At 44.3% G+C, this 26,011-nt stretch carries 18 protein-coding genes; 4 read left to right on the top strand and 14 right to left on the bottom strand.

Annotated features, from left to right (window positions below; all coding sequences use genetic code 11):
- Nucleotides 1-7: 7 nt before the first annotated feature.
- A complete protein-coding gene (locus DES35_RS01085) occupies nucleotides 8-1,825 on the top strand; it encodes an ABC transporter ATP-binding protein (protein ID WP_037357781.1) in 1,818 nt (605 codons plus the stop codon).
- Between the two features lie 125 nt (nucleotides 1,826-1,950).
- Here DES35_RS01085 and DES35_RS01080 read toward each other — a convergent pair whose 3' ends face one another.
- The 7 genes from DES35_RS01080 to DES35_RS01045 all read right to left on the bottom strand — a co-directional run bounded on the left by DES35_RS01080 (nucleotide 1,951) and on the right by DES35_RS01045 (nucleotide 9,502).
- Nucleotides 1,951-3,150, bottom strand: coding sequence for an aspartate aminotransferase family protein (locus DES35_RS01080; protein ID WP_037357778.1), 1,200 nt, complete (start codon nucleotides 3,148-3,150; stop codon nucleotides 1,951-1,953).
- A 14-nt stretch (nucleotides 3,151-3,164) separates the two neighbouring features.
- The gene (locus DES35_RS01075) at nucleotides 3,165-4,520 is read right to left on the bottom strand and encodes a saccharopine dehydrogenase family protein (protein WP_037357776.1); all 1,356 of its coding nucleotides are present in this window, start codon (nucleotides 4,518-4,520) and stop codon (nucleotides 3,165-3,167) included.
- Nucleotides 4,520-5,449 (bottom strand): CPBP family intramembrane glutamic endopeptidase, encoded by a 930-nt coding sequence (locus DES35_RS01070; RefSeq protein WP_114365564.1) that lies wholly within the window; start codon nucleotides 5,447-5,449, stop codon nucleotides 4,520-4,522. Before DES35_RS01070 ends, DES35_RS01075 begins: the two co-directional genes overlap by 1 nt.
- A 1-nt stretch (nucleotide 5,450) precedes the next feature.
- On the bottom strand, nucleotides 5,451-6,164 hold the full coding sequence (gene recO, locus DES35_RS01065) for a DNA repair protein RecO (protein WP_037357774.1): 714 nt from the start codon (nucleotides 6,162-6,164) through the stop codon (nucleotides 5,451-5,453).
- Nucleotides 6,165-6,357: 193 nt separating this feature from the next.
- Nucleotides 6,358-7,554 carry a thioredoxin family protein gene (locus DES35_RS01060; protein ID WP_051889238.1) on the bottom strand — a complete coding sequence of 399 codons (1,197 nt, stop codon included), beginning with the start codon at nucleotides 7,552-7,554 and terminating at the stop codon, nucleotides 6,358-6,360.
- A 29-nt stretch (nucleotides 7,555-7,583) separates the two neighbouring features.
- A complete protein-coding gene (locus DES35_RS01055) occupies nucleotides 7,584-7,814 on the bottom strand; it encodes a PspC domain-containing protein (RefSeq protein ID WP_037357772.1) in 231 nt (76 codons plus the stop codon).
- A gap of 407 nt (nucleotides 7,815-8,221) precedes the next feature.
- Nucleotides 8,222-9,502, bottom strand: coding sequence for a DUF2851 family protein (locus tag DES35_RS01045; protein ID WP_125039379.1), 1,281 nt, complete (start codon nucleotides 9,500-9,502; stop codon nucleotides 8,222-8,224).
- Nucleotides 9,503-9,635: 133 nt separating this feature from the next.
- Between DES35_RS01045 and DES35_RS01040 the strand changes: the two genes are divergently transcribed.
- Nucleotides 9,636-10,412 (top strand): prohibitin family protein, encoded by a 777-nt coding sequence (locus DES35_RS01040; protein WP_037357766.1) that lies wholly within the window; start codon nucleotides 9,636-9,638, stop codon nucleotides 10,410-10,412.
- 240 nt (nucleotides 10,413-10,652) lie between these two features.
- Here the strand turns inward: DES35_RS01040 and DES35_RS01035 are convergent, their stop codons facing one another.
- The 7 genes from DES35_RS01035 to gpmI all read right to left on the bottom strand — a co-directional run bounded on the left by DES35_RS01035 (nucleotide 10,653) and on the right by gpmI (nucleotide 24,817).
- Nucleotides 10,653-11,591: an NAD(P)-dependent oxidoreductase gene (locus DES35_RS01035; RefSeq protein WP_114365563.1), complete on the bottom strand. Its 939-nt coding sequence runs from the start codon at nucleotides 11,589-11,591 to the stop codon at nucleotides 10,653-10,655.
- Nucleotides 11,588-11,890: a TIGR03643 family protein gene (locus DES35_RS11655; RefSeq protein ID WP_260429735.1), complete on the bottom strand. Its 303-nt coding sequence runs from the start codon at nucleotides 11,888-11,890 to the stop codon at nucleotides 11,588-11,590. The genes DES35_RS01035 and DES35_RS11655 overlap by 4 nt, the downstream gene beginning before the upstream one ends.
- Nucleotides 11,871-14,321: a glycosyltransferase family protein gene (locus DES35_RS01025; protein WP_114365562.1), complete on the bottom strand. Its 2,451-nt coding sequence runs from the start codon at nucleotides 14,319-14,321 to the stop codon at nucleotides 11,871-11,873. The genes DES35_RS11655 and DES35_RS01025 overlap by 20 nt, the downstream gene beginning before the upstream one ends.
- Nucleotides 14,322-14,453: 132 nt before the next feature.
- Nucleotides 14,454-21,956, bottom strand: coding sequence for a GEVED domain-containing protein (locus DES35_RS01020; protein ID WP_114365561.1), 7,503 nt, complete (start codon nucleotides 21,954-21,956; stop codon nucleotides 14,454-14,456).
- A gap of 102 nt (nucleotides 21,957-22,058) precedes the next feature.
- Nucleotides 22,059-22,844 carry a type I methionyl aminopeptidase gene (map, locus tag DES35_RS01015; protein ID WP_114365560.1) on the bottom strand — a complete coding sequence of 262 codons (786 nt, stop codon included), beginning with the start codon at nucleotides 22,842-22,844 and terminating at the stop codon, nucleotides 22,059-22,061.
- A gap of 9 nt (nucleotides 22,845-22,853) precedes the next feature.
- The gene (locus DES35_RS01010; RefSeq protein ID WP_037357752.1) at nucleotides 22,854-23,279 is read right to left on the bottom strand and encodes a BT0820 family HAD-type phosphatase; all 426 of its coding nucleotides are present in this window, start codon (nucleotides 23,277-23,279) and stop codon (nucleotides 22,854-22,856) included.
- A gap of 2 nt (nucleotides 23,280-23,281) precedes the next feature.
- The gene (gpmI, locus tag DES35_RS01005) at nucleotides 23,282-24,817 is read right to left on the bottom strand and encodes a 2,3-bisphosphoglycerate-independent phosphoglycerate mutase (RefSeq protein WP_114365559.1); all 1,536 of its coding nucleotides are present in this window, start codon (nucleotides 24,815-24,817) and stop codon (nucleotides 23,282-23,284) included.
- Between the two features lie 241 nt (nucleotides 24,818-25,058).
- On the opposite strand from gpmI, the gene rplM reads away from it, so the two are divergent.
- Both rplM and rpsI read left to right on the top strand, forming a co-directional pair.
- Nucleotides 25,059-25,511 (top strand): 50S ribosomal protein L13, encoded by a 453-nt coding sequence (rplM, locus tag DES35_RS01000; protein WP_114365558.1) that lies wholly within the window; start codon nucleotides 25,059-25,061, stop codon nucleotides 25,509-25,511.
- 4 nt (nucleotides 25,512-25,515) lie between these two features.
- A complete protein-coding gene (rpsI, locus tag DES35_RS00995) occupies nucleotides 25,516-25,902 on the top strand; it encodes a 30S ribosomal protein S9 (protein ID WP_114365557.1) in 387 nt (128 codons plus the stop codon).
- The last annotated feature ends 109 nt before the right edge of the window (nucleotides 25,903-26,011 follow it).

Here is a 26,011-nt window from a genome sequence, read left to right as displayed (position 1 = left end):
TCATCACATGAAAAATCCCCTTCGAAAAATCTACCCATATCTCCTCCGTTATAAGGGGAAGATAGGCCTCAGCCTGTTGTTTAGTACTCTGAGTATACTCTTTTCGCTGGTGTCTATAGGGCTTGTAATTCCCGTGCTACAGCTCATCTTTGGCGTTAATGGCTCAATGTCAGACTCCATAGCCGGCACCACGCTATTTGATCAGATCAAACGCGAGTTTTATCGCCAGATTGAAATTCGCCTTCAGACCACAACCGTTTCCGAAGCGCTCCTTTATGTGGTCCTTTGGGTTTTAGCTGCGTTTTTTTTCAAAAATTTATTCCACTATCTCGCTCTTTATGTATTAGCTCCCGTGCGAAATGGAATTTCGTATCAGCTGCGCAGACAGCTCCATGCCAAGCTTCTCGAGCTACCTATGGCTTTCTATGCCCGCCGGCAAAAGGGGGATATCATCTCGCGCATTACCGTTGATCTTCGCGAAATTGAAAGTGCTCTTATCACCTTGCTGGAAATGGTCTTCCGCGATCCCCTTATGATCATTGGGTCATTGGCCGTACTTCTCTGGATGAATTATAAACTGACTCTGTTTGTTCTTTTGACACTTCCTTTTGTTTCCTGGGTCATCAGCCGCATTGGACGTACCCTCAAACGCCAATCTACCACAGCCCAGTCGCAGCTCGGTTCTCTTATGAGTCACATAGACGAAACCATTACCGGACTCCGAATTCTTAAAGCCTTCAATGCTGAACACGTAAAACAATCGGCCTTCGAACGCATCAACGATGCTTACTATCGAACCTCCAACCGCGTCATGCGACGTTTTGACCTGGCCTCTCCCACCAGCGAAATGCTCGGAGCTGTCATTATGGCTGCCGTTATATGGTTTGGTGGACGTATTGTGATAGCTTCCGATCAATTTGGTCCTGCCAATTTTATTGCTTATATCCTGTTTTTTTATCAGATGATTCCTCCCAGTAAGGCAATAAGCAGGGCTTCCTACAACCTTCGGAAAGGAGCAGCTTCGGCAGAACGCGTGCTTGAAATTCTAGAAAGTTCCAACCCTATCACCTCACCACCTGATGCCAAAGTCATTACCGCATTTTGCGATTGCATACAGTTTCATCAAGTAAGTTTTGGCTATCGAGAGGATCTTATATTGCGAAATATTGAACTCACTATACCTCGTGGCAGCACCACCGCTCTTGTAGGCCTCTCTGGTAGCGGCAAGACATCTCTTGTCAACCTTATACCGCGTTTCTACGACATCTCCTCTGGTTGCATCACGCTTGATGGCAGAGATATCCGTACAATTGAGCTTCGCTCTCTCCGCTCACTCATGGGAATCGTCACCCAGGAACCCATCCTTTTCAACGACACTGTGCGCAACAATATCGCCTTGGGCAAACCGGATGCCTCGTGGTCAGAAATCGAAGATGCAGCCAGGATAGCTAATGCCTACGATTTCATATGCCAACTGGAAATGGGATTTGATACCATAGTGGGTGATATGGGCTCACGCCTCTCCGGTGGCCAGCGCCAGCGCATTGCCATCGCCCGTGCAATTCTGAAAAATCCCCCGATTCTCATTCTGGATGAAGCTACCAGTGCACTGGATACCGAAAGCGAACGCCTGGTGCAGGAGGCCATTACCCGTCTGATGCAAAACCGCACCTCTATCATCATTGCGCATCGGTTGAGTACCATTCGTCATGCAGACAAAATAGTCGTAATGGATCGCGGCCAAATAGTCGAGACCGGAACACATGAACAGCTCCTCCAGTTTGGCGGAATCTATTCGCGACTTATCAAGCTTCAAGAATTTTAAGTTCAACTTCAGGTGTTAGCCTTCCTGTGTAGCACCATTGGCTTTCAACAGGCATATTCAAATTAGAATCCAAGATACGGATACTGACTTGTAGTCAAAAGAAATAAAGACCTACACCAGCCGGCTCAGGATTTGCTGGCAAGTTCGAGAGCCTCGATAATGGTTTGTGCAGCAAAGTCGATCTCGTCGTGAGTGAGAGTCAGAGGTGGGGAAATACGCAAGCTGTTGGGATTAAACAGAAACCAGTCGATGATAAGTCCATTTTCAAGGCAGTACTGAATAGTCTGCTGTACGATATCAACGTCTGGCAGGTGTACAGCAAGCATGGCACCCATACCCGTGATACGCTGGATTAGTGGGTGTTGGAGCTGCGAACGGAAGCGAGCTTCGATACTTGGAGCAGCCTCCCAGAGCCGACCTTCCACGATGACTTCTAAATTGGCAAGAGCTGCAGCTGCAGATACCGGATGACCGCCGAAAGTCGTAATATGACCAAGTATGGGATTTTCGGCCAGGCTCAGCATGATTTGGCGAGGAGCGAGGAAAGCACCGATAGGCATACCCCCTCCCATACCTTTGGCAAGAAGCAAAATGTCGGGTACTATATCAAAACGATGGAAGCCAAATAACCGACCTGTACGGCCGAAACCGGTCTGAATTTCGTCGAGAATCAGGAGTGCTCCGGCGGACGTGCAGCGCTGTCGGATTTCGGCAATCCAGTTAGGGTCAGCCGGGATGTAGCCAGATTCGCTTTGGACCACTTCTGTAATGACAGCTGCAGTACGGGTGGTAATGTAGCGCAGGTGGTCGAAGTTGTTGTATTCAATCATTCGGCATCCCGGAATCAGAGGTCTGTAAGCTTGTTTAAATTCCTCTCCCCCCATAAGGCTGAGTGCTCCTTGAGTGCTGCCATGATATGAATGACGACAATACAGGATTTCAGGACGGGCAGTAAAACGTTTGGCTAGTTTAATAGCTCCTTCAGTAGCTTCGGCCCCGGAATTGGTCAGATAGACCATATCAAGTGTGGTGTGGGTATGCCGGTGAAGCGCCTCCGCCAGGCGTACCTGAGGATTTTGAATGAACTCACCATACACCATGGTATGCATATACGTAGACGCCTGCCGACTGACCGCTTCGACTACTTTAGGGTGGCAATGACCGATGTTACTTACGGATATTCCACTTATCAGGTCGAGATATCGAACTCCGTCGGCATCGTAAAGGTAGTGTCCATTTGCGCTCACGATGTGCAGCGCCAGGGGTGAGGGAGAGGTAGGCGCCAGGTGATTGTAAAAGAGTGCCCGTATACCGGTAGTAGGCATGAGATTACAGATTTTCAGATGCGGTAAGGTACTTCTCTTTCTGTGAATGTGATGCCATATGTTTTTAGTTCATCAAGCATAGGTTCATAGATTTGAGGAGTAGTGGGGATCTGTACACCGGTTTTAAGGATTTTCCCTTCCATGATGAGGCGGGCCGCAATGGCCACTGGTATACCTACGGTATGTGCCATGGCAGTATTTCGATGATCGACCCCTTTAAAAACCATGTGGGAGGTAATCATGCGACGTCGTCCATGGAGTTCGAAGCCGAATTTATGCCACATGACGATCATGTCGCGGTCACCGGGTTTCATTTGCCATTTTTCTTCCAGAATCGCCTGGAGGATTCGAGCCGGGGTGGGTTTTTCCAGGGCTTTTTCAGGCAAAGGAATGTCCTCAAATAGTCCTAGATAACTGAATTTTTCAAGCAAATCTGCCTGGTCTTGCGGTATGTTCATATAGTGCATGAGCTTAAGCTCCACGGAGTCCGTAGGATGATATGCAAGGAAGGAGTTGAGAAACTGTCTTCGGGTGAGGGTATGCGCTTTCTCCATCAAATAGGAATCATCGGTCATGCCGAGCTTCACAAAAATGTCCCAGGCGCGGCAAAACCCGGGGCGCCTGAGTGTACCTCTGTAAATGGTGGGAATGTCATCGAGCCCATACACAGACCGGTAGCGAAGGCTATCGCGGTTGGCATATCCTTCGAAGCGTCCATAATTTTCAATGTCAATCAGCTCTGTACGCCTGAAGACCATATGATAGGGAATGTATTTGTACTGCCCTTCCTGGATGAATTTGACGGCTCCACCACTTCCGGCAAGTACGACATTCCGGGGGTTCCATGAAAATTTATAATGCCAGGGGTTGTCGTCCGATTCAGGAGCAGGCAGACCACCGGTAAAACTCTCAAAGATGAGCATACGCCCCCCTAGACCGGTGATGTGATCGATTACCTTTTTTGCGCTGATGTGGTCGATTCCAGGGTCTACCCCAACTTCGTTCATAAGAATGACTCCAGCATCCACTGCTCTTTGATGGAGCTGTTGCATCCCTTCGGACACATAAGAAGCAGTAACCAGATGCTTTCGGAGAGCTATACAGTCGACAGCCACAGGCACGTGCATATCGGCCGGGAGCATACTGATTACTAAATCGGCACCGGCTATGGCTCTCACGCGGCTTATTTCGTCTGTTACATCGACTTGTAAGGCCTCTGCGCGTGGATTGTCAGCAATTTTTTCATGGACCAGGCTGAGATCGAGATCGGCTACCTGGATCTTCCAGTTTTTTTGTTCGGCTATGTTGAGCATGTAATTGATAAGGCTCAGGGTAGATCTACCTGCGCCGATAATAAGTACCGTTTTCATTAATTTTCAGAAGATTGGCTGTCAATCAGGGAATTCATCCATATCAAAAGTATTACGCCCACAACAGCTAATGGGAAAGATATAAGTGGAGAAAATTCAGGTTGAGTTATATCGTCGGTCCAGCCAAAATAATAGACCATAAATAGCGATAGAGCATTGTTGAGCAAATGCATGGCAATGGTGGTGAACAATGAGCCGGTAAGATAATACACATACCCGAGCAGCAATGAAAGTACAAACATGGGCAGAATGTTGTAAAACTGCCGATGAATGAGCGTGAATATGACGGCAGTAAGCAAGATGCCAAAGCGTGCACCAAACTTGCCAATCAGTAAATTTTGCAAAGCCCCTCTGAAGACCAGTTCCTCACCAACGGCGGGTAAAACAGCTATCAAGATAAGATTATAAAGCCAGAGAGAAGTATTTTCCGGTTCGATCATAAGCTTTATCTGATCCAAGTTGAGCTTTTGAAGGTAACGGAGGTTGGCTTCCAGAGTGGCCATTGATTCGGGAAAGTTGATTTGGTTGTTGAGCCATTGAAGCCACTCCGTGGCGGGAAGCAACATGGCCATTGAGCCGATGGCCATAAAAAAAATGGGAGGGCTCGGCAGTGACTTAAGATCCAGTCCAACCTGGTCAATGGACTTTACGATGCGGGCGAGAAAAAACCAACCGCCACCGACAAATCCCAATCCAGAAGTCCAAAGCTGGATGTATCGCAAGAGTGCTCCTTTCAGCGGGTGTTCTTTGGTATCAAGGATGATATCTGCCACCTGGTCTACAGAGATTTTAAAAACCAATGGAGCCGTGAGCGAGGCTATGAAGGATCCGATGAAAATACCAGCAAATACGCTTGCTACCAATGATAGCAGCGTGAGCCAAAAGGGTTTAGGTCTGTACTCCTCGGGTTGGTAATCTGTTTCTTGCATATTAGAGAAAAATATATTTTAACACATTAAGAGACTTTGGCTCTCCAAAGCCCGGAATGTGGAGGCGAAGATACAGCAAGAGGACATCGAGTAATTCGGATTTAAAGCCGGAGCTCTGAGTAATGAACTGCTCATCGGGCTGGTTAAAGAGCGTATGAAGTAGTTCAGTAATTTGCGGGGGGCTTTTATACGGATGAGAGGGTTCAACGGCAGTGCTGATGCCTTCAGCCAGATCGAGCCAGGCATGATGTGGAAGAATTCTAGGGGCTATGCCGAGTATTTTGATCAATTCTGATAGATACCAAAGTACCCGATACCCCTGCGCTCCTTTATATTGGTCAAGCTGCCCTATCCATGTGACAGTAAACTCAAATAAGGGCTTAAGCGGCTGAAAATCGTGGAGGCTGCGCTGGAGCACCTCAGCGACAAAAAAAGACAACGCACGAGTAGAAGGATTGGTAAAAAGCGATTGGGGTGCAGGCTCAATGGTAGCATCTCGGATATAATGGAGTTGGCGATTTGCACGGATATCTGCTGATACTTTAAGCACTACAAGAGGTTGCAGGTAGGAGGGTTTAAATATGGCATTTTTGCTGTGCAATCCTCTGACCAAAAAACTCAATTTCCCTTCCAAATCGGTAAACGTCCGGATCACTACTCCCCCACTTCCAACAGGGACAGAAGATAATACAATAGCATTTAGTGAGCGAAGCATTCGGATTCAAAAATAGGTACCAGTGTGTTATTTAATAATGTTGTATGTAAAAAGCATTATCGACTGTTTAGGGTTGTACTTGACTTTCTTTTCCAGCTTCGTATGTATTGGTGCTGAGGAGATACTGTTAAAGCAAACCATTAAAACGCACCACCTGATGGAGTGTATCTAATCCTTGCTGACAAATAATGTTTTAAATTTTTGTCTGAATTTTTTGAAGCAATATTTCAGTTAAGGTAACATCTTCACCGACCTTTTTTCCCAGGGCAATGGCTCTCTCAGCCCAGTATTTGGCCTGGTGGTATTTTTTGCTTTTGTACAACAGATGGGCCAAGGTATCGGTGTTGTAGTAGTTTTCATCTATTGAAATGGACTTTTTGGCCCAGAGAATAGCATATTTAAGCTCTTTTTTTGTGGGCTCAGCATTTTCTGCGATTTGCCAGGCTGCATTGTTAAGTTCGGTTTCATTTTCGGAATATCTCATAAAAATTTTATGGTCCAGCTCAAGAAGTTTTCGGAAATTGTTTTGATTTTTTTTAGCTTTCCTTTCGGCAAGGAGTTCAATGCGCTTTCGGTCAAATGTCCTGCTCTGTGTAGATAAGAAAGTCTCGGCTGCTGAATTGTCGTAGGTTTTATCGTCAATTTTATGAGCAAATGAGCTAGCCAACTTTTCGTAGAAAAAAGATTCAATGGAAGACTTAAAGTCAGGTATATCTGAATAGACGTCGAGCAGATTCTGATAGTTGGCAAAAAGTGCCCGGGTGAAGTCATCGTTGCAGTCGTTGGTTTCGCCGGAAGCAGTTAAGATTATGAAAACAAGCTCAGGATTTTTCCAATCATCGGGCTGCATCATGGGAAGCAACTGCCGAAGCCTTTTGGTATCGATCTCTCCGGCATTAAAAAGGGAGATGAGGTACTTCACCAGAGAACTCTTGTCGACTTCAGAGGATTGTTCGACCTTGGTTCTGAGTGTAGAGAGCCTGTTTTCGCCGGATACAATAGGGCGGGTCTCCTCTAGAAGGCGGACAGCTGCCCTGGCTCCCAAAAGGCGATGGATTTCATTGCCTTCGTTGTCGAAATACAATAAGGTAGGGAAAGCTGTGATGTTGTACTTTTTGGAAAAATCGATGCCTTCTCCCTTTTCCATATCGAGCTGAAGACTCACAAAATGCCGGTTGTAGTAATCGCCGAGGTCCGGGTCAGGAAAGACCTCACGAGCCAGCCATTTACACGGACCACACCACACCGTATAGGCATCTACAAACAGGAGCTTATCCTGTTCTTTGGCTTTTTGTAATGCTTCAGCAAAAGTGGAATTCTCAAACCGAATTCCTTGAGATACTGAAATGTTTACAATGAAAAAGAGAAATAAAGCACCGAATTGTTTCATTTGATAATTTTACATTTAGCTTAGAAAAATTACAAGTCAAAAACAGAGGTCTTCCGCTTGCGGATGTAGAAACGGATTTCTTTGATAAACAAAAGAATCATGTAGATAATAACAGGGGATCCCATGGTAAGAAATGCTGCGTATATAAAAAACAACCGAATGCGAGCGGCCTGTATGCCCAGGTAGTCTCCAAGTCGTTCACAGACTTCGAATCCAAACTTTTCGAAAAAAGATCTGATGTATTCGATATCTGCTCTCATACCTTGCCTGTATTTACTATGAAACAAAGTAAATACTTTTTGCGAAGTGTAAGCCTGTTTTTTGCGAAAAAAAAAGGAGCTGGTTTTCTAAATAAAGGGGTAAGGTACTCTGTGGATACCTCTATGGCCGAGAAACTGATTGTAATTGCAGGAGGGATTATCCAGAATTTGGTTGATGAAATATACCTGGTATTTTGGCCGACTCCTGAATTGGTTTTGCTCTGTGAACAAAACCTTTTCAATAGAATGGGAAAGGCTTTTAAGCTGAGGAAGAATGTATTGTAGAGGTTCCGGGAAATTATATTTAATGCGGGCAGACGGGAATTGACTGTGAAACTTGATTTCTGCACAAGTTGCTGAATCAGCCAAATACAGCCAAACCTATCGGTTTTGATTTATGAATTTACTTACTGAGATTTGATGATTTTGTAACCGATAGAGCAGTACAAACATTTTTTCCGCAGACAATAATTGTTTTTTAGCTCCAGGAGACCTTGGCTTTCGAGTGCACTTTGATTGGTAAAGCCATAAGTGCTCATCAATCGTGTGATCCGATTGCTTTCGGGTGGGAGTGTTTCGAGCCATTCGATGGCTGCCTCTTGTAACTCATGACGTCCGCTGTATTTGCTAAAACCCGTCATTACGGGTAGTACGGCATTGATGATAATACGCCCAACCAGGTCGCGCCCTACTGACCTGGAATGAGGAGATGATGATTTTACACCGAAGCGATAGTGCTCCGACCAGTATGGCGATGCCGTAGTGGTAAGTAGGTGTTGCACGGCAAGTAAATCCGGCAGTTTGAAGACTGCCGAAATTAAAGCTTCCCAACGGCTGAAGACGGCAGCCAATTGCGAAAGTCTTAATGTAGGAAAGCTTACTGGCTGTAAGCGGTGAAATTTCCATACATGAGCCGGAAGTACATCGGTGATTTGATATTTGTGTTTGAGAAAATCGAATTCTAAAAGAAGCTCTTGTGTGTAGGGGTCGGTCGGCTCTGCAGGAAGCAAGGAAGCTACTCCATAGAGCAGGGCTTCCAGAGATACTCGCTGGTCGGAAGATTTCAAGAGATATTGCAAAGGTATTTTGCGGGCAAGCGAGCGCATAGGCTCGGAATTGGCTTTCAGACCAAAGGCGGTAAACAACTCTATCTGAAACCATCGGTGAAAGTCAAAATCAAGCTCTTGAAGAGTGGATAGCTTTTCCCGGTATTTGTTCTCCATCCTTTCTACTGCTGTACGATGTACCATGGCCTGCAAAAGGTTGGGTGGTACACTGGAAATATGTGCGTGACAAGGTATGTCGTCGGCTGAGTGAAGGAGGTGTTCTGCCCGGCTGATGAGTTCTTGGTCGATAAGGTCCTTCAGCTCAAGTACCGGAAGACCGGCAGGGCAATCCTTCTTGTCGTGGACTGCTACTACATGTAGCACTACATTCTGGTAAGCCTTGTCGGTGTGATGGCCATGACGATACCAATCTGATGTTCGTATGTGCACTTCTACATTGCCCGCCCAAAGTTGTTGGTCGATGCGTATGCGGGCATTTTGAAAATCAGGGCCGGAATCTGTGTTGTAATAACCGGGATGAAGGATTTCAATGGGCTTGCCATCTGTAGTGAAAAGATTTTGGGCTGGAAAAAGTCTGTTTTTCCAAATAAATTGCAAAATGGCTTCGTTGGTGGGCTGCATTTTGGCAAGGTAAATTCCTTGGATAAAGGTACGGAATGGGGGCTTGACGTTGTTAAACAAGTAAGAAAAAGTGACTTTTGTGTATTTTTTGGCGTGATTTTTTCGATTAATAAAAAAACTTAAATCATTGATTATGAAAACTATAAAATTAGCAGTATCGCTCCTAATTCTATCCGTTGTACTCCCTGGCTGTGCAGTAATCAGGCAAGGCGATGTGGGAGTCAAAAGAACTCTGGGAAAAATCAGTAAGCGGGAGGTACAGCCTGGTCTGACATTTTACAATCCTTTTTTTACAACCATACTTAGGGTACCAACAAGGACCACGAATATTGAGATCCGAATGGATCTTCCGAGTAAGGAGGGATTAAATGTAAAGGCGGATATTTCGATTTTGTACCACGTAAATGAGCGAAAGGCGACGGATGTGATTGCAACGATAGGAAAAGACTTTGAAACCAGCATGATTTTGCCGGTCTTCAGGGCTGCTGCCTCGGATGTGACTGCCAAATACATGGCAAAGGACATGCACAGTGGCAACCGATTGGGAATTGAGAATGAAATCAGAAATACAATGGCTGAGCTTCTGGAGCCACGTGGATTTGTGATTGAAGCTGTGCTGCTGAAAACCATTCAGCTACCTCCCGGTCTGTACAGGGCTATTGAAGAAAAGCTTGAAGCCGAGCAAGATGCAGAGCGAATGAAGTTTATACTGCAAAGAGAAAAATTGGAAGCCGAGCGAAAACTAGTAGAGGCACAAGGCATCAGAGATGCCAACAAGTTGATATCGGAAGGGCTGACACCGGCTATTTTACAATACAAGACTATAGAAGCCTACCGCGAGTTGTCGCGCTCTCCAAATACCAAGATTATAATTGGCAGTGGAAATCAGCCCATCATCATGCAGCCCTGATCCTGGTGGGGTGAATGGCTGATTGTTTCTGCGTGAGGCGGCTGGAGGACACCCGCCAGGGTGGTCCGGCAGAGCGGGTGGCACAAGCACCCACTCTGCCGGACGGAACTCCGAAAGACGCCGACCCTCACAGAGCGAAAGCGATGTGAGGGGCACGCCCAAATACAAAAATCCCATAGTATCCGTCATAGCTCTGTAGCTTTATGGGTTGTTTCCTGTACGGGATGAAAGGAGGTTTTTTTAAGTCAGGTGCGAAAGGATGCGCCGGGCCAGTATTTCGGCGAGCTTGATGTGACTCTGATGGGACCAGCCAGCGATGTGAGGTGTGATCAGGACGCGTGGATGCTGGTAGAGATAGTCGAGATGTTGATCGGACTGAAGTCCTTCGAAGGAGGTTTTTTCGTGTTCGAGCACGTCAAGACACGCGCCGAGTATTTTGCCCTGAGTAAGTGCTGAAACCAAATCGGGAGTCCTGACGCAGGGTCCGCGGGATGTATTAATGAGATAAAAAGGCTTGTGGTGTGCTGCGATCCAGTGACTGTTGATAAGGTGGTGGGTTTCAGGTGTGAGGGGGATATGGAGGGAGAGAATATCAGCCCGATGCTGTAGTTCGGTGGGGGTGGATTCGATGATATTTTGATGGGAGAATCCGGATTTGTATTTGTCGTAAACGAGGATTTCTGTATCCGGGAAGGCTGCGAGCAGGCGGGCGAAGGCGGAACCAGTATTGCCATATCCTATGATTCCGATAGTTTTGCCGGCGAGTTCTTCACCGCGATTGGATTCGCGCTGCCAAATGCCGCATTTGACTTGTGCATCGGCTCTGCAGATGTGGTTGAAGAGTGTAAGCAACATGCCTAGGGCATGTTCGGCAACGGCCTGGCGGTTGCCTTCCGGTGCATGTACGCAGGATATTCCTTTGGATTGGGCATAGGCGACATCGATATTTTCCATACCACTGCCGTAACGGCCGATTACTTTGACAGTGGGCGGTAGAAGGTCGATAAAGGTTTTGTCGATGAGAAATCTGCTGCGAATGACGATGGCATGGACTCCGCGGAGGTAGGATGGTAGTTGGTCGGGTTGAACTTTTGTAAAATCCAGGACTTCGGTCTGATGAAGCTTGCAGATTTGCAGAAATTGTGGGTGAACGCTGTCGAGAAGTGCTATGGTGTTCATTTTCGGTATTTATTGCCGGTGATGTGGCGTTGTCGGTCGCATTTGTGTGTTCCTACCCGAAATCCTCTAAGTGCCTGGTGTTTAGTAGAGCGTCCGGAGACTCGTTTTCGCCATAATCGGAAGGAGGAGGGTTTGAGATTTCGGCGCATGAGGTCGATGACTTCGGGCTCCGATAGGTTAAATTGTGCTTTTATAGCCTCAAAGGGGGTTCGATCTTCCCAAGCCATTTCGATAACCCGATCGAGCAAATGCGGCCGGGATTCTATAGATTGTATTTTGTTATGTTTTGATTTGTCCAAATTCGCCGGTTTTGTAGGAGAAAAACAAACTGGCAGCAATAAGGATTGCGAAGCTGACGGAGGCATAGCGGGCATATTGTTCGCCTTTGAGGTAGCTTTCGGGCTCAAAGCGGAATTCTACTTCGTACTCGCCGGCTGGCAGTTCCATACCTCTCAGGGCATAGTTGACTCGTATATGGCGGACTTCTTTGCCATCGACCAGGGATTTCCAGTCGTTTCCTGAGCCTTCATAGTAGATTTCAGAGAAAACGGCAAACTGTAAACCTTCAGGGTTTTTGACTGAATATTTCAACACGTTGGGGCTGTAGGAAGTGAGTTTTATTTGTGCTGAGGAGGGGTTGTATTCATTTCTGCTGACTCTTCCCCGGTAGCGCTCATCAATTACTACGGTGGTTTTCGGATTGAAGGGTTCGCTTAAGGCGTTTATCTCTTCATCGGCATTGGCTGCCCATTTGATTTCATTTACAAACCAGGCATTGCCGCAGGCATTGGGATTGAGCTGTGGTTGGTCATTGTAGATGATATACTTGGTATTGAGCATATCGAATACCGCTTGATTGCCTTTGGAGAGGTGATAGTCGATGAGGTCCTGGTAGCGTTGGAGTTTTGCTCCATGATAGCCTGCGATGGAGTGATGATGGTAGCTTGTGAAGGCGTCGCTGGTGAGCCCGCGTTGGGCATTGAAGACGCGGAAGTGCGGATCAGGGTCTTGACTGATTTGTATATTGGCTTGTGTGGGTCTTAAGGGTTTTTCAAATTCCTGTTTGGTCACGAAATCTTTCCAACTCAGATGCTGGAGTGTAAATGACCATTGGTCTAATAAGACAAGGGAGCCGAGTACAATGGGTAGGTATTTTTTTTTCAGATTTCCCTTGATGTAGATCCATAGTGTACCGGCTGTCAGTAGTATGAAAAACAGAGTTTTGAATGCGCTGGAGCGGAGCAAGGATTTTCGGTCATCGATGAGTTGGTCAACGTTCAGTCCGTTTTGACGGAGCATTTCGTCGTTGTTTCCGGTAAAATCAAATAATGCACCTCCAAACAGAATAGAGAACAGGCAAAGTCCGCTGGTGATGTAAAGGGTTTTGAGCAATATTTTGACTGCTTGTTTTTGATTGGAAATTTTCAAAAATCGCTGAAGTCCCATAAATCCCAAAACAGGTGTGGCAACGAACAGTATCGTAAAGGCCATGGATGGAACGCGGAATTTTTTATACAAGGGAAGATGCTCGAACAAGAATCGGTTGAAGCTTTCCAGGTATTTTCCCCAAGCCATCATAATGGAGAGAACGATAAGTACACCGAAAGCAATAAGCCATGAGCGCTCTACGGTGAAAAAAGCAAGAACTAAAAGAAAGAACACCACTGCTCCAATGTAGTATCCTCCATTGACAAGACTCTGTTCGCCCCAATAAAAAAAGGAAGCTATCGCTCGATTGGCTTGCTCTTCTGCGGCTTTTTTGTTCATTCCTTGCTCGATGTACATCTGCCTGAATCGCGTAAAGTAGGCTTCATGGGTTTTTGTGCCCTGGTAATTTTGGGCGATACCGCCTCCTGTAGCGTTTGCAATTACAAGGTTAAAAGTTTCGGCAGGGCTGTAGCTCCACATCATTGCGTAGTCGAAGTCGAGTCCGCCTTTGAAGGGTTGGTTTTTGCTAAGCTCAGAAATTCCACCCCGCATGGTTTCTTTTTGGTAGGTGTAGTTGGTCCAGAGGTGACTGATGTTTGGCAAAATGCCTAGAACGGCTGCAAATACCAACCCAACGGATACCGTAAACCATTGGGTCAGGTTTTTCTGTTTTACGTGTTCGACAGCGTAGTATATGACAATGGCCAGGATCATAAAGGCACTGTAGTAAGTGATTTGAATGTGATTGGAGGTGACTGCCAGACCTACAAACATGGATGTCAATGCCCATCCCAACCACTTTTTGCCATTATATGCGAGGATGACGGAAGCAAGTGTGGGAGCTATTAATGCAGCGGTACGCACTTTTGCGACGTGGCCGGCTCCAAAGGAAATAATGAAAAATGCAGAAAATCCGAACGCCAATCCACCAATAGCAGCCAGCCTGGGTTCTACACCTAATACTATCAGCAGAAAATACATCCCGGCCATTAGCCATGCGATGGTGTAGATTTCAGCACTAAGGACAAAAAGTCTTGCCAGATTGATTTGGAAGTAGTGAAAAATGTTGTTCCAATACAAAACTCCGCACTGGAAACCAGGCATTCCTGAGAATAGCGCATTCGTCCAAAGTGCTTCTTCACCAGTTTTTTCTCTCCAGTCTCTGATTTCTTTACTGATGCCAAGACCGTGAAGGATATCATCTTGTGGGATGACTTTGCCAGTGAGAGCAGGAGCAAAATATAAAATGTTTATAATAACCAGGATAACCAGTGGGATAAGTAACTTTTTCAGTGCATCCATGAGCTTTTGACTTATGTGTACAAACCTACAATTCAAATCATGAATTTGAACAAACCTAAGAAAATCAAAAACCTGTCTGCAGAAGGCTGCAGACAGGTTTTGATGTAGATGGTTGAATAAGAGTCCTCGATGTTATTTTCCGATGACCACCTTACGGTTGATGACACCTGCAGATGAGTACACACGTATCATGTATGTACCTGCTGCTATATTGTTAAGTTTGATGACCTCTTTGAAGTATCCGCCGGCGCTAATCCATTCATTCCGATACACTACTTTTCCGGTAAGATCGACTATTTCCACGGGCATAGAGGCCAGATCGTCGCTGAAGGTAACTTCGAATACTCCACTGTTGGGATTAGGATAGATCTTTAGGAAGCTGCCGAGCAGGTTTTCGGCTATAGATACTTTGAAATCGAGTGTATCACAGCTGGTAGCAGTTCCACAGCTATTGAAAGCTGTGAAGCAAACCGTGTAGGAGCCATTCTGAGGGAAGGTGAATGTTGCATTCAGAGTGCTGGCAGTGCCCAATCCTGCAAAGTCCCAAAGCACCGAATCAGCATCAGTAGCTGTACCGTTGAATGTTACTGTATAGCTGGTTGGCTGTTGGTTATATGTAAAAGACACGGTAGGCAAGGGAGTAGGTGTAATAATCACCGGTGTTCGTACCTGCGAACATGCCTGACCTTGATAGTACACCGTAGCTGTAAAAGTATTAGCTGGTACGAATTGGTACAGATCGTTGCACGGACCGGTACCTCCATCAGGCCATGTACGGCCAACATGTAACTCAAGGGTCAGTGTATCTGCATTGATTTGTCCATTGGCGATGGTAAGTGTCCTACTGTAGTTTTGGGTTCCTCCTGTTGTAATTGAAGGACCGGTTACTACAGGCTCTGCTGCATTGTTGTTCACTACTCTGATTCTTGATAGTTGCTCAGAAATCCAACCTCCTCCGGTCGCCGTAATTTGATAAGAAATCCGTACGGAGTCGATAACAGCTCCATTAGGCACTGGAATTTTGAGAATTCCGGGACATGGGCTGAAAGATGTCGGAGAATTGATAAATGTACCTGCACTTTGGATCAGAGGGCCATGGGTAGCTGAAGCTGAATCGCCGGAGATTTGTTTGTACTGCAGGTAGTAGTCGTTTTTGGTGGAAATAGAAGGTACAAAAAACGTATCGGATGTAGACAGTAGCGTACCTCCGGTGGGTTGGTCATACCACTCATACAGCAGACCAGGTCCTGGTTTAGCTATAAGTGTAACCGTATCGACACCGGCGCAAACGGTGTAAGGCAACACAACCGGATCTCTGGGTTTGATGAATACTACCAGGTTGAGGGAGTCGTTAGAGGTTACCTGGTCGTTTGGCAAAGAGGTATAGCTTAGGATGTTTAAGCTCAAACCCTGATAACCGTTAATCGCACCAAAAGTTACGGTATCTCTGGCTCCGGGTGCCAAAGAGCTGATGGTAGAGTTAAAGGTCTGATTAATGTCACCGGTAATCTGGCAGGTTACCGGTACATTGGTGATGGTATTGGCTCCGAGATTATGTACTACTACTTTTACATCCATTACACTATCTCCACACTGACCATTCTTTGGATTTACAAGGGCTTCCAAACTTGCATCGAAAGCGATAGGTGTACACACAGTAACCGGACCTACCCATTGACTGTATTGATTTGGACCGCAACTGTCACGAACATACATGTCGTAACAGACATTCGATGTCAAGCCTGTGACAGTGTAGGGTTTGGTCGTAATATTGGTAATCAATGTGCCTTGTAATGAACCGGGAGTAAATCCGACTGGTCCCCACTCAATTTGGTGATTGTTGTCGAAGCTACCCCAGTTGAGAGTCGCTGAGGTAGGCGTTGTACTGACCAGTACGAAATTGAATGGCCCTGTACAGGGAAGAGGCACAAATTCAACCGCTCCCGGATCAGGTGTTGCTGTTCTGGCTATACCATTTATGTCTGTAGGAACTACGGATAACAGGTTGGCGCCTATGTTATTAAACTGTGGTGAACCTGGTGTAAAGTTATTTGCTGTTGGATTTACATAAAAGGGTTGTCCGAATTGACTATTTGCATCAGGATTACCGGTAGATGATTGCCAATTTGCAAAAGTGTTGATGTTTGTCCCATTAAAACCGAAAAATGCATTGGTTGAATTGGTTTGTCGCCAGTACGCATTGTTGTTGTAGGTAATATTAGTTACAGTAGAAGACTGATAAATCATATAGCTTGTTCCTGTGGTTGGACGGCTGCTGGTAATAAGGTTATTTCTGAAATCAATATCGCTCATTGTACCTAGTAGGTAGATGAGATATTCGCCTCCGGTACCAGTGGTAGAATGCTCGATTGAAATGGAATTGTGATATACATTCCAGTTACTTGAACTGGATAGGTAAAATCCGTAATTGAATCCTGTGTTTTCCCAACCATACATCCAGTTGTTGGCAAAAAGGTTACGATTATTTGGATTTCCAGTAGATGTAAAATTATAAAACCCAAACACAGATCCTGTCAGTGAACTTGCAGATGCATGTGTATTTCTTATTCGGTTGTTGGTGATCTTGGAATTTCTGATTTCATTGGTAACATAGATTCCATAATAGGTAGTAACCGTTTGCCTGTTCAATCTATGTAAATCATTGCCATGTATCTCAAGACTATCTACACCCCGAAGGAAGATACCATAGATGTAGGCGTCTGCCAATACATTGTTGTTGATTTTTAATCCTACAACATATGGACCTGCAGCTACAGTATTACCTCCGATGTAAATATTATTGTAGCCTCCGGAGATGAAATTGTTTTCAATAGTAATTCTGTCACACACCTTTCCAATTGCTGTAACACTGGATTCGACTCCGCTGGCGATGATACCATTGTAATTGAGATTGGTAAAATTGTTGGGCATCACGATCGAACAATTTTTAATGGTGATGTTTTCTGCATTTCCTGTGATAAATACTCCTGTGGCAAATTGAGAGGTTGTGCCGTTGGAAACTATGTTGAGCGAGTCGATGACAAAGTTTTTGGTACCTTCAAAACCAATAATGGCTCTTTTGTCGGTATTGGTCGAATTAAAGGAGATGGTTTCACCGTTGCCTTTCAGTGTTACCGTATTGGCTGGGGAGGAGTTTGGAATTGTTTTAAAATATACTTGCTCTGTGTATGGGCCTGAACCGGTCACAACATTAACGGTTATCGGACCGCAAACTCCCACCTGATTAAGAGTTGAAGCAAAATCGGTAAAACTTGGGAAGTTGGTGGCAGAGGGTGCTGAGAAAGCATTTATGGTGTAGGTACCTTGCAAGCTTCTACGAACACCGTTTTTGTTCAAGGTATTGTTGGATGGATCTGTATCTACACCAGGGCCACTGGCTGTGATGGTGGCAGTCAGATCTACGGTGGCATTGGCGGGTATATTGAAAGTACCAAGTGTAATATTAACCGATTGAGAGCTGGCTAATATTCCAGTCCATGATACGGGTGTTTGAGGAACGTTATCTACAGTCCAACCAATTGTAAGAGAAGTTACTGTATCTAGGCCAAGGTTGGCTATCTGAACCTGAGCTGTGGCGAATGTATCACAGATAGCTCCAGTCGGCTGAAGGAAGGATACTATAGCAGGATCTGGACCGGGAGGTGGATTAAATTCGATCGCCCCGGCATCCGGAAATGCTCCTCTTGGGACTCCAAAGAAATCGGTAGGCACCCATGCGGAGAGATTTGCTCCCATTCCATTAAAAAGCACATTGGTTGGCTGAACATTACCTGCCCAAAGATTGACGAAATTTGGATTGGCATATCTTCCTTGTTGGTCAAAGGCATTGCTAGCCAGGCTCTGCCAGTCTGAAAATGTGTTGACATTGGATCCCCTCCATCCAAAGAAATAGTTGGTACCAACAGAATCATGGATGAAGTAGGCATTGTGATTGATTAAGGGACGGCTAGAAGCATTGTTCAAATAAAAGACATGCTTTTGCCCAGATCCGCCCCTCATGAGATAAATTAGGTTGTTGAAGTATCGGATACTGTCGTTGGCTGTTGAATGCCAAATAACACGAGTAGCTGAACCTGTGGTAGAGGTCGGCGTATAGATGGCAAAGGTATTGTGATACACTTTCCAGTAATTGCTGGATGACAAGAAGTAAAGACCATAAATAAGTCCATTACTCCTGATATCTTTAACAATATTGTTGGCTAGTACATTCCAATTTCCGGGACTATTAAGAGCGGAAATATAAATAGGATATACACTGCTAGTAGGAGGTGTAGTTGCTCCCCAATAGATTTGATGAATCAAATTACCGATTATTCTGGAGTTGCGGATAGCACCTGCTAAAAATATTCCGTAATAGGTAGAGAATGTTGTCCGGGTGGGTTGAGCAAATTCATTACCACTTACTTCAAGGCTGTCATGAGAGGCCGCATACAGTCCATATAAATAGAAATCTAAAAATTTGTTATTCAGAATTTTATTTCCTAATACTTCACCTCCCAATGCGGAGCTAAGACCCATTAAGGTAATACCATAATAACCACCTATTATCGTGTTATTTTCAATAAGGTTGTAGTTGCCTGATGGTCCATACGTTGTAGAACTGGTATTACTACCAGAAATGACTATAGCGACATTGTTGAAGGTGGTGTTTATTGGACACAGAATCTGACACTTGCGAATGATATTGTGATCTGCACCATTGGTCAGATGCAGTGCCCAGCTGTTTGAAGCATTCGTTGCAACTATGTTTAAGCTATCGATGGTAAAGAAGTCAGCTCCGTTAAGTCTGATCACATAATTCGAAGCGCTGCTTGTCGCATCAAATTTGATAGTATCGCCATTGCCATTGATTGTGATCCTGTTCACAGGGCTGGCGCCTATGACCTGATTGAATTGAACTTGTTCGTTGTAAGGACCAGAAGCTGCAACGACATTAACAGTGACTGGACCACAGACACCAAATGTGTTGAGAGCAGAAGCCAAAGCATTGAATGATTGAAAGTTAGTGGCAGAAGCAGGCTGGCCGGCATTTATGGTATAAACCCCTGATAATCCGCTTGTCTGATAGGTGGTGGAAGTCGTATCATTTGAAGGATTGGCATCTGTACCAGGTGCCACACTGTCGACATAAGCAACCAAATTGTAGGTCTGATTAGCTACTACCGGGAAAGTACCAAGAGAAACTACCTGATTTGCTGCAGTGGGAATACTGCCAGTAAAGGCAACAGGTGATTGTAACACACCATTTACTGACCACTGAATTCTGGCATAGGTAAGTGTAGTTTGGCCGTAGTTACTCAAATTTACGGAAGCAGCAATGTTACCCGAGCATCCACTACCAGGTACTGGCGAGATAAATGCTGTTAGCACAGCATCAACTCCCGGGAGGGGTGTAAATTCATAAGCACCAGGGTCGGGAGTGGATGACCTTGTTACATTATTGATGTCGACTGGAACTATAGAGGTGAGATTCAATCCAATGTTATTGATTACAGGGTTGATCGGTCTCAAGTTTCCTGCATTTTCATTTTCATAAATTGGATTGGCATATGCTCCGTTTTGATCAAAAGCTCCTGAGGCTACGGATTGCCAGTTGCTCCAGGTTTTGACGTTTGTGCCTCTGAAGCCAATGAAATTTGACGCGCCAATCGTGTCTATGAAATAAACATTGTGATTGATGATAGGGGTGTACGTACTGCTTGAAAGATAAATCAAATGGTTTTGTCCGGATCCACCTCTGTTACAAGTGAACACATTGTTTACTATTCGCAGATTAGCGGGTGTTGTACTTATAAATACAAGTCGGTTTGCTGATGCTGACGTAGACTGAGGGTTGTTGACAGAAATTGTATTGTGCACATAGTCTGTATTTCCCTGTGATGCAGTATGATAAATTGTATACGCCAGACCATTAGTACGAATGTTGTAGAAGACATTGTTGGCAATAAGGTTAATTTTTGATGTATCATCAGATGCCGCTGATAACCATATTCCGTAAAAAGACAGGGTCGATAATGTATTTTGGGCAAAAGGTGCATGAAATTTATTGCCAACAATTCGAAGGCCTCTGTTAAATGAAGACCAGAAATACATGTAATAACAAGTCGTCAGAGAATTTCTGTCAGTTCTACGAAACTCATTTCCTTCAAATACGAGATCTTCAGTATTTGCCCCATACACAGTATATATATAACTTTCTCGGATGATGTTGTTAATGAATTTGTTTCCTATATTTGGAGTGGTTGATGTTCCATTCAAGGATATAGTGTAATAGCCACCCTGGATGGTGTTGTTGACAAATTCATTAAAGTTACCATTGTTACCTTGGCCTGTAGAAGTAGTCTTTAAATTGGTAAAAACTATTGCACCTGTTGAAAAGGATGTGTTTTCGATATCAGCATGCCCGATGACACATCCTGTAAATTTATTGGAGTCGGCACTGTTTCTAAATTCAAGTGCATGCCCAAATGTAGCCCCTGTAGAAAGTATCTGCAGATTGTTAAATTCAAAGTGTTTTGCACCATTGAGCTCGATGGTATGTCTGTTATTTCCATCGATGGCGTTGAATTGGAGTATGTTATTGTTTCCGTTGATGACGATTTTATTTGTTGGGGAGGTTCCTGGAACAAAGGGCAAAACAATCTGCTCGTTATAGGGTCCGGAGTTGGGTACTACATTGATGGTAACGGGGCCTGTTACGGTTCCACAGGCCAAGGCATTGGCCAGAGCTGTGAAAGATATAAAATTGGTCGCTCCGGTGCCATTTGGATTAATTGTATATGTGCCGCTAAAAACATTACCTGATGCGACAACCTGTCTCGGTGTGGAGGCAGTCGTGGCCGAACCGCAGGTAACATTACATCTAAACCAAGTCGTAGTGGAAACAGCCTGAGAGTAAAAAGGTGAAGTAGCACCGGTAATATCCGTCCAGGGACCGGTAGATGAAGATGCAGACTGCCATTGATAGGTCTGACCGGCACCAAATGTGATATTGGCCAACGAAAAATTGACAGTTGCCCCCGGACAAACTGAAGTATCGGAAGCCACGGTAGTGGCTACCGGAGGAGGTGAGGTACAGGGTGAAGTCGGCAGTACATTTATGACATAGTCTTCCGTTTCTCCAAAAGTTTGAGCTGCACATGGATCTGAAGGTACAGCTACGTAATTACATCTGACTCTTAACCGGATATTTCCCGGAGGTGTGCCCACAGGGATGGTAAAGTTTCCGGAAAATGGGGTAGTTGCCCAGGTTACCGAATTCCACAAGTCTTCACCGGGGTCGTTAAAATCACCATCGTTATTCCAGTCTGCCCAAATTCTGAAGCCTTGTGACCAACTTGGCCCTGACTGGACAGTAAAATTGATTTGAGTGCCTGGAAGGGCGGTCACAATTTGATTTGAAAAAAACTGATATGCATTTGGCGAACAACCGGAGTTGAGATTGCTAATATTGGTCACTCCACCGGTAGTAGAAAAATTATCAATTTGATCACCGGAAGCACAAGAACTGGTAGGAATGCAATAGGTCTGTGCCCGCACATGATTGCTCAGCGTTAAAAGACCTATCAAAAAGAAAAATGCCCTGATAGATACTCCAAAGTAATTGTTTTTCATATTTGGTCATGATTTGTTACACAAATGTAACTGCCAAATTAGGAAATCAGGAAGAAAAATTTTTATAATTATTATGCAAGCATAATGTTAATTTTTGAAAAGCTACTGCAATGGGTCTTTACCAAGAGCGTCATAAATATATTGGAATGTAGAAAGTATTTCGGGTTTGCCATCGATGACTGCGACATTGTGTTCGAAGTGTGCCGAAGGAAGGCCATCAGCAGTTACGATACTCCATTTATCTGATAATTGCAACACTCGATAAGTGCCCAAATTAATCATAGGCTCAATGGCCACGACCAATCCGTTTTCGATCTTTTTTCCCTTGCCGCGTTTTCCGTAATTAGGAACCTGAGGGTCTTCGTGTAGTTGTTTGCCGAGTCCATGTCCAACGAGTTCTCGTACAACTCCATATCCGTGTTTTTCGGCGTGACTTTGTATTGCAAATCCAATGTCGCCGATTCTATTGCCGGCCTTGCATTGCTCAATACCGAGATAGAGACATTCTAGGGTGACCTGGAGGAGTTTTTTTGTTTCTTCTCTTACTTCTCCAACCATAAAAGTATAGGCATGATCGCCCATATATCCATTTAAATTGACTCCGCAATCAATTGATACGATATCGCCTTCTTGGAATGGTTTATTACCCGGAATTCCATGGACCACCACTTCGTTGACACTTATGCAGAGGGTGTTGGGAAATTTGTATAATCCCAAAAATGCTGGAATTCCTCCATTGTCGCGAATGAATTCTTCAGCTAGTTTATCAAGGTGTAATGGTGTAATTCCGGGTTTAATCTCGCTTGCCAGAAGTCCTAACGTTTTGCTCACAAGGAGTGCAGCTTGTCTTATGAGTTCAATTTCTTCTTCGGTTTTCAGATAAATCATTAATAGTTTTTATTTGCCAAACAATTTGGAAAAAATTGACTTTTTGGAGCGGTTTAATATCGTTTCTATATCCTCTTCGCTGCCGTAGAGATTTTGATAAATAACCCCCCAACCGGGAAAACCTCCAAAATTTCTGTCGTCAATAAACAGGTCAGCGTGAATTTTGCGGGAAGTTTGCAGTTCATCAAACTTTTCTTCTGGATACGATTTGTTGACGGCATAAAACTCTATACCATTTTTTCTACAGAATTCCACTGCTTCTTCCAATCTGGCCCCTGTCCTGTAAGTCCACAAAATGAGTCTATGTCCGTCAGCTTGCAATTTTTTCAGGGTTTCAAAAGCAAAAACAAGGGGTTTTCCTATTTCAGGATATTTATCTTCGACTATTGTACCATCAAAATCAATTGCAATGATTTTGGAATCTTTTCTAAACATTGCTAATTGGATATTTCTTTAACAAGAATGTTACCGGTCATTTCTTCAGGGACAGGCAATCCCATCAAATGCAGGATTGTAGGAGCTACATCTCCTAATCTTCCATCATAAACTAAGTGTTTTTGCTTTGGCTCACATAGAAATATTGGGACCGGATTAGTGGTATGCGCAGTATTAGGACTGCCATCAGGATTGACCATGTACTCGGCATTGCCATGGTCGGCCAATACTATAGTGGTATATCCGTTGTCCAGGGCTTTAATTACCACAGTCCTGGTACATTGGTCCACTGTTTCACAGGCTTTAATTGCTGCTTCCATCACACCTGTATGCCCAACCATATCCGGATTTGCGAAATTTAGGCAAATAAAATCAGCTGTTTTACCTTCAATTTCTGGTAAAATGGCCTCTGTAACTTCAAAAGCACTCATTTCGGGTTTCAAATCGTAAGTAGGTACTTTTGGAGATGGTATCAATATTCTACGCTCGCCTTTAAAAGGCTCTTCCCTTCCTCCAGAGAAAAAAAAGGTAACATGTGGATACTTTTCAGTCTCAGCTATTCTGATTTGACCCCTGCCATGCAACTCCAAAACTTCACCCAATGTCATACTGAGATTATCTTTCTCAAATAAAACCTCTACATTTTTAAATGTATCGTCGTATCTAGTAAGTGTTATATATTTAAGACGAAGTGTGCTCATCTGATAATCGGGAAAGTTTTGCTGCGTTAGTACTGTAGTAATCTGTCTTCCCCGGTCAGTGCGGAAGTTAAAATTAATGACCACATCACCATTTTTGATTTTTACGGCTTTTTCAGCACTTTCAGCCACAATAATCGGCTTTAAAAATTCATCTGTAAGACCATTTTTATATTCTTCTTCTACAGCATCCAAAGGTGAGTTGGCAAACTTTCCAACTCCATTTACCATAGCGTCGTAAGCAACTTTTATCCGTTCCCATCGTTTGTCTCTGTCCATTGCGTAATATCTGCCGACGATGGTTGATAACCTTCCACCGGTTTCAGAGAGCTTTTCGAGCAATTTGCGTATATATCTCACGCCAGACTTAGGGTCCGTATCACGACCATCGGTAAATGCATGAACGGCCAAATTTTTTATGCCCGCATTTGATGAAATTTCCAATAAACCAAGTAAATGGTCAATGTGAGAATGAATGCCTCCATCGCTGAGTAAGCCAATGAAATGAAGTGTTTGATCAGGATTTTCATTCAGATATAAAAAAGCCTTTTTCAAAACCTCATTGGAAGCAAGAGTCCCGTCTTGTAGTGCCAGTGAAATTTTCACCAGGTCTTGGTACACCACCCTACCTGCTCCCAGGTTCATATGGCCTACCTCGCTGTTTCCCATTTGTCCATCCGGTAAGCCTACATCCAGTCCGGATGTTTTCAAAGTAGCATTTGGAAAGCGCTTGTAGAGACTATCGATAAATGGTGTATGGGCTTTGTGGATGGCTGATTTTTCGGGATCTGTAGTTAAGCCCCACCCATCTAAAATGCAGAGTAAAACTTTTGCGCTCATAGGCCGCAAAGATAGATTGACCTGATGATACATTTTTTCACACAAAAGAAATGACTGGCTCAATTGTGCCTTCTTCAAGTGTTTATTGGCACAAAGGACAAACACTTATAAAATCTTAAATCACAGTAATGCAACATAAAATAATTCAAGAGGATTTGTAATATTAAAAAATGAATTACTTTTGCAGCCCGTTTTTAGGGGAAGAAATTATTATGTTTAAACGATTATAAATCCGAGCAAAGTGGATACAATAAGTTATAAAACCGTTTCTGTGGCGCCCAATTTAGAAAAGAAATGGTACATAGTCGATGCCACTGGCCTTACTTTAGGCAGGTTAGTTTCTGTAGTGGCGAAAATAGCGCGCGGAAAACATAAGCCTTCCTTCACTCCACATATCAATTGTGGGGACCATGTAATAATTATAAATGCAGATAAGGTAGCACTTTCTGGCAATAAGTTGACAGACAAGGAATATGTATTTCACACAGGCTATCCCGGGGGGCAATATCACCGCAGTCCAAAAGAACTTATGTCGAAAAATCCTACACGAGTGGTCGAATTGGCATTGAAAGGAATGCTTCCAAAAAATAAGTTGGGGCGTGACCTTTTTAGAAATGTTAAAGTATATGCAGGGGCTGAGCACAACCATGAAGCCCAAAAACCAGAAGTTTTGAACATTAACGAATGGATTTAACAATATGTCTATGACACATGCAATAGGCCGCAGAAAAACAGCCGTAGCCAGAGTTTTTGTAAAAGAAGGTACAGGAAAAATTACTCTTAATGGTCGTGATTTGAAGGATTTCTTTACTACAATGATCCTTCAATCCAAAGTGCTACAGCCCCTTAAACTTACAAACACCGCAGATGCGTTTGACATTAAAGTAAACGTACAAGGCGGAGGCATAACAGGTCAGGCTGAAGCAGTGCGCCATGGGCTCAGCAGAGCACTATGCAGTATCAACCCAGAATATCGTCCGATTTTAAAAGCAGAAGGCTTACTCACCAGAGATCCCAGAATGGTAGAAAGAAAAAAATACGGCCAGAAAAAAGCCCGGAAAAGATTTCAATTCTCCAAAAGATAACAGGGTGTTTAGCATCCAAACTTCAGGGACCGGAATTCAACGCTACCCCGAAGTTGCTAAGCTTGCTGCTTAGTTAAAGGAAAGTAAATAACCAATAATCAATCTCCAT

Origin of the sequence: Schleiferia thermophila (assembly GCF_003337435.1) — a bacterium.
Classification (GTDB): domain Bacteria; phylum Bacteroidota; class Bacteroidia; order Flavobacteriales; family Schleiferiaceae; genus Schleiferia; species Schleiferia thermophila.
The sequence above is the reverse complement of the archived record's forward strand: the minus strand, read 5'-3'. Positions and strand labels throughout refer to the sequence as shown.

What these genes read in the sequence shown, in the direction of transcription:
- DES35_RS01035 (WP_114365563.1), bottom strand. Translation starts at nt 11,591, where the DNA reads ATGAACACCATAGCACTTCTCGACAGCGTTCACCCACAATTTCTGCAA.
- DES35_RS01040 (WP_037357766.1), top strand. Translation starts at nt 9,636, where the DNA reads ATGAAAACTATAAAATTAGCAGTATCGCTCCTAATTCTATCCGTTGTA.
- DES35_RS01080 (WP_037357778.1), bottom strand. Translation starts at nt 3,150, where the DNA reads ATGCCTACTACCGGTATACGGGCACTCTTTTACAATCACCTGGCGCCT.
- DES35_RS01025 (WP_114365562.1), bottom strand. Translation starts at nt 14,321, where the DNA reads ATGGATGCACTGAAAAAGTTACTTATCCCACTGGTTATCCTGGTTATT.
- DES35_RS01085 (WP_037357781.1), top strand. Translation starts at nt 8, where the DNA reads ATGAAAAATCCCCTTCGAAAAATCTACCCATATCTCCTCCGTTATAAG.
- DES35_RS01075 (WP_037357776.1), bottom strand. Translation starts at nt 4,520, where the DNA reads ATGAAAACGGTACTTATTATCGGCGCAGGTAGATCTACCCTGAGCCTT.
- map (WP_114365560.1), bottom strand. Translation starts at nt 22,844, where the DNA reads ATGATTTATCTGAAAACCGAAGAAGAAATTGAACTCATAAGACAAGCT.
- DES35_RS01010 (WP_037357752.1), bottom strand. Translation starts at nt 23,279, where the DNA reads ATGTTTAGAAAAGATTCCAAAATCATTGCAATTGATTTTGATGGTACA.
- DES35_RS01020 (WP_114365561.1), bottom strand. Translation starts at nt 21,956, where the DNA reads ATGAAAAACAATTACTTTGGAGTATCTATCAGGGCATTTTTCTTTTTG.
- rpsI (WP_114365557.1), top strand. Translation starts at nt 25,516, where the DNA reads ATGTCTATGACACATGCAATAGGCCGCAGAAAAACAGCCGTAGCCAGA.
- DES35_RS01045 (WP_125039379.1), bottom strand. Translation starts at nt 9,502, where the DNA reads ATGCAGCCCACCAACGAAGCCATTTTGCAATTTATTTGGAAAAACAGA.
- DES35_RS01070 (WP_114365564.1), bottom strand. Translation starts at nt 5,449, where the DNA reads ATGCAAGAAACAGATTACCAACCCGAGGAGTACAGACCTAAACCCTTT.
- recO (WP_037357774.1), bottom strand. Translation starts at nt 6,164, where the DNA reads ATGCTTCGCTCACTAAATGCTATTGTATTATCTTCTGTCCCTGTTGGA.
- gpmI (WP_114365559.1), bottom strand. Translation starts at nt 24,817, where the DNA reads ATGAGCGCAAAAGTTTTACTCTGCATTTTAGATGGGTGGGGCTTAACT.
- DES35_RS01060 (WP_051889238.1), bottom strand. Translation starts at nt 7,554, where the DNA reads ATGAAACAATTCGGTGCTTTATTTCTCTTTTTCATTGTAAACATTTCA.
- DES35_RS01055 (WP_037357772.1), bottom strand. Translation starts at nt 7,814, where the DNA reads ATGAGAGCAGATATCGAATACATCAGATCTTTTTTCGAAAAGTTTGGA.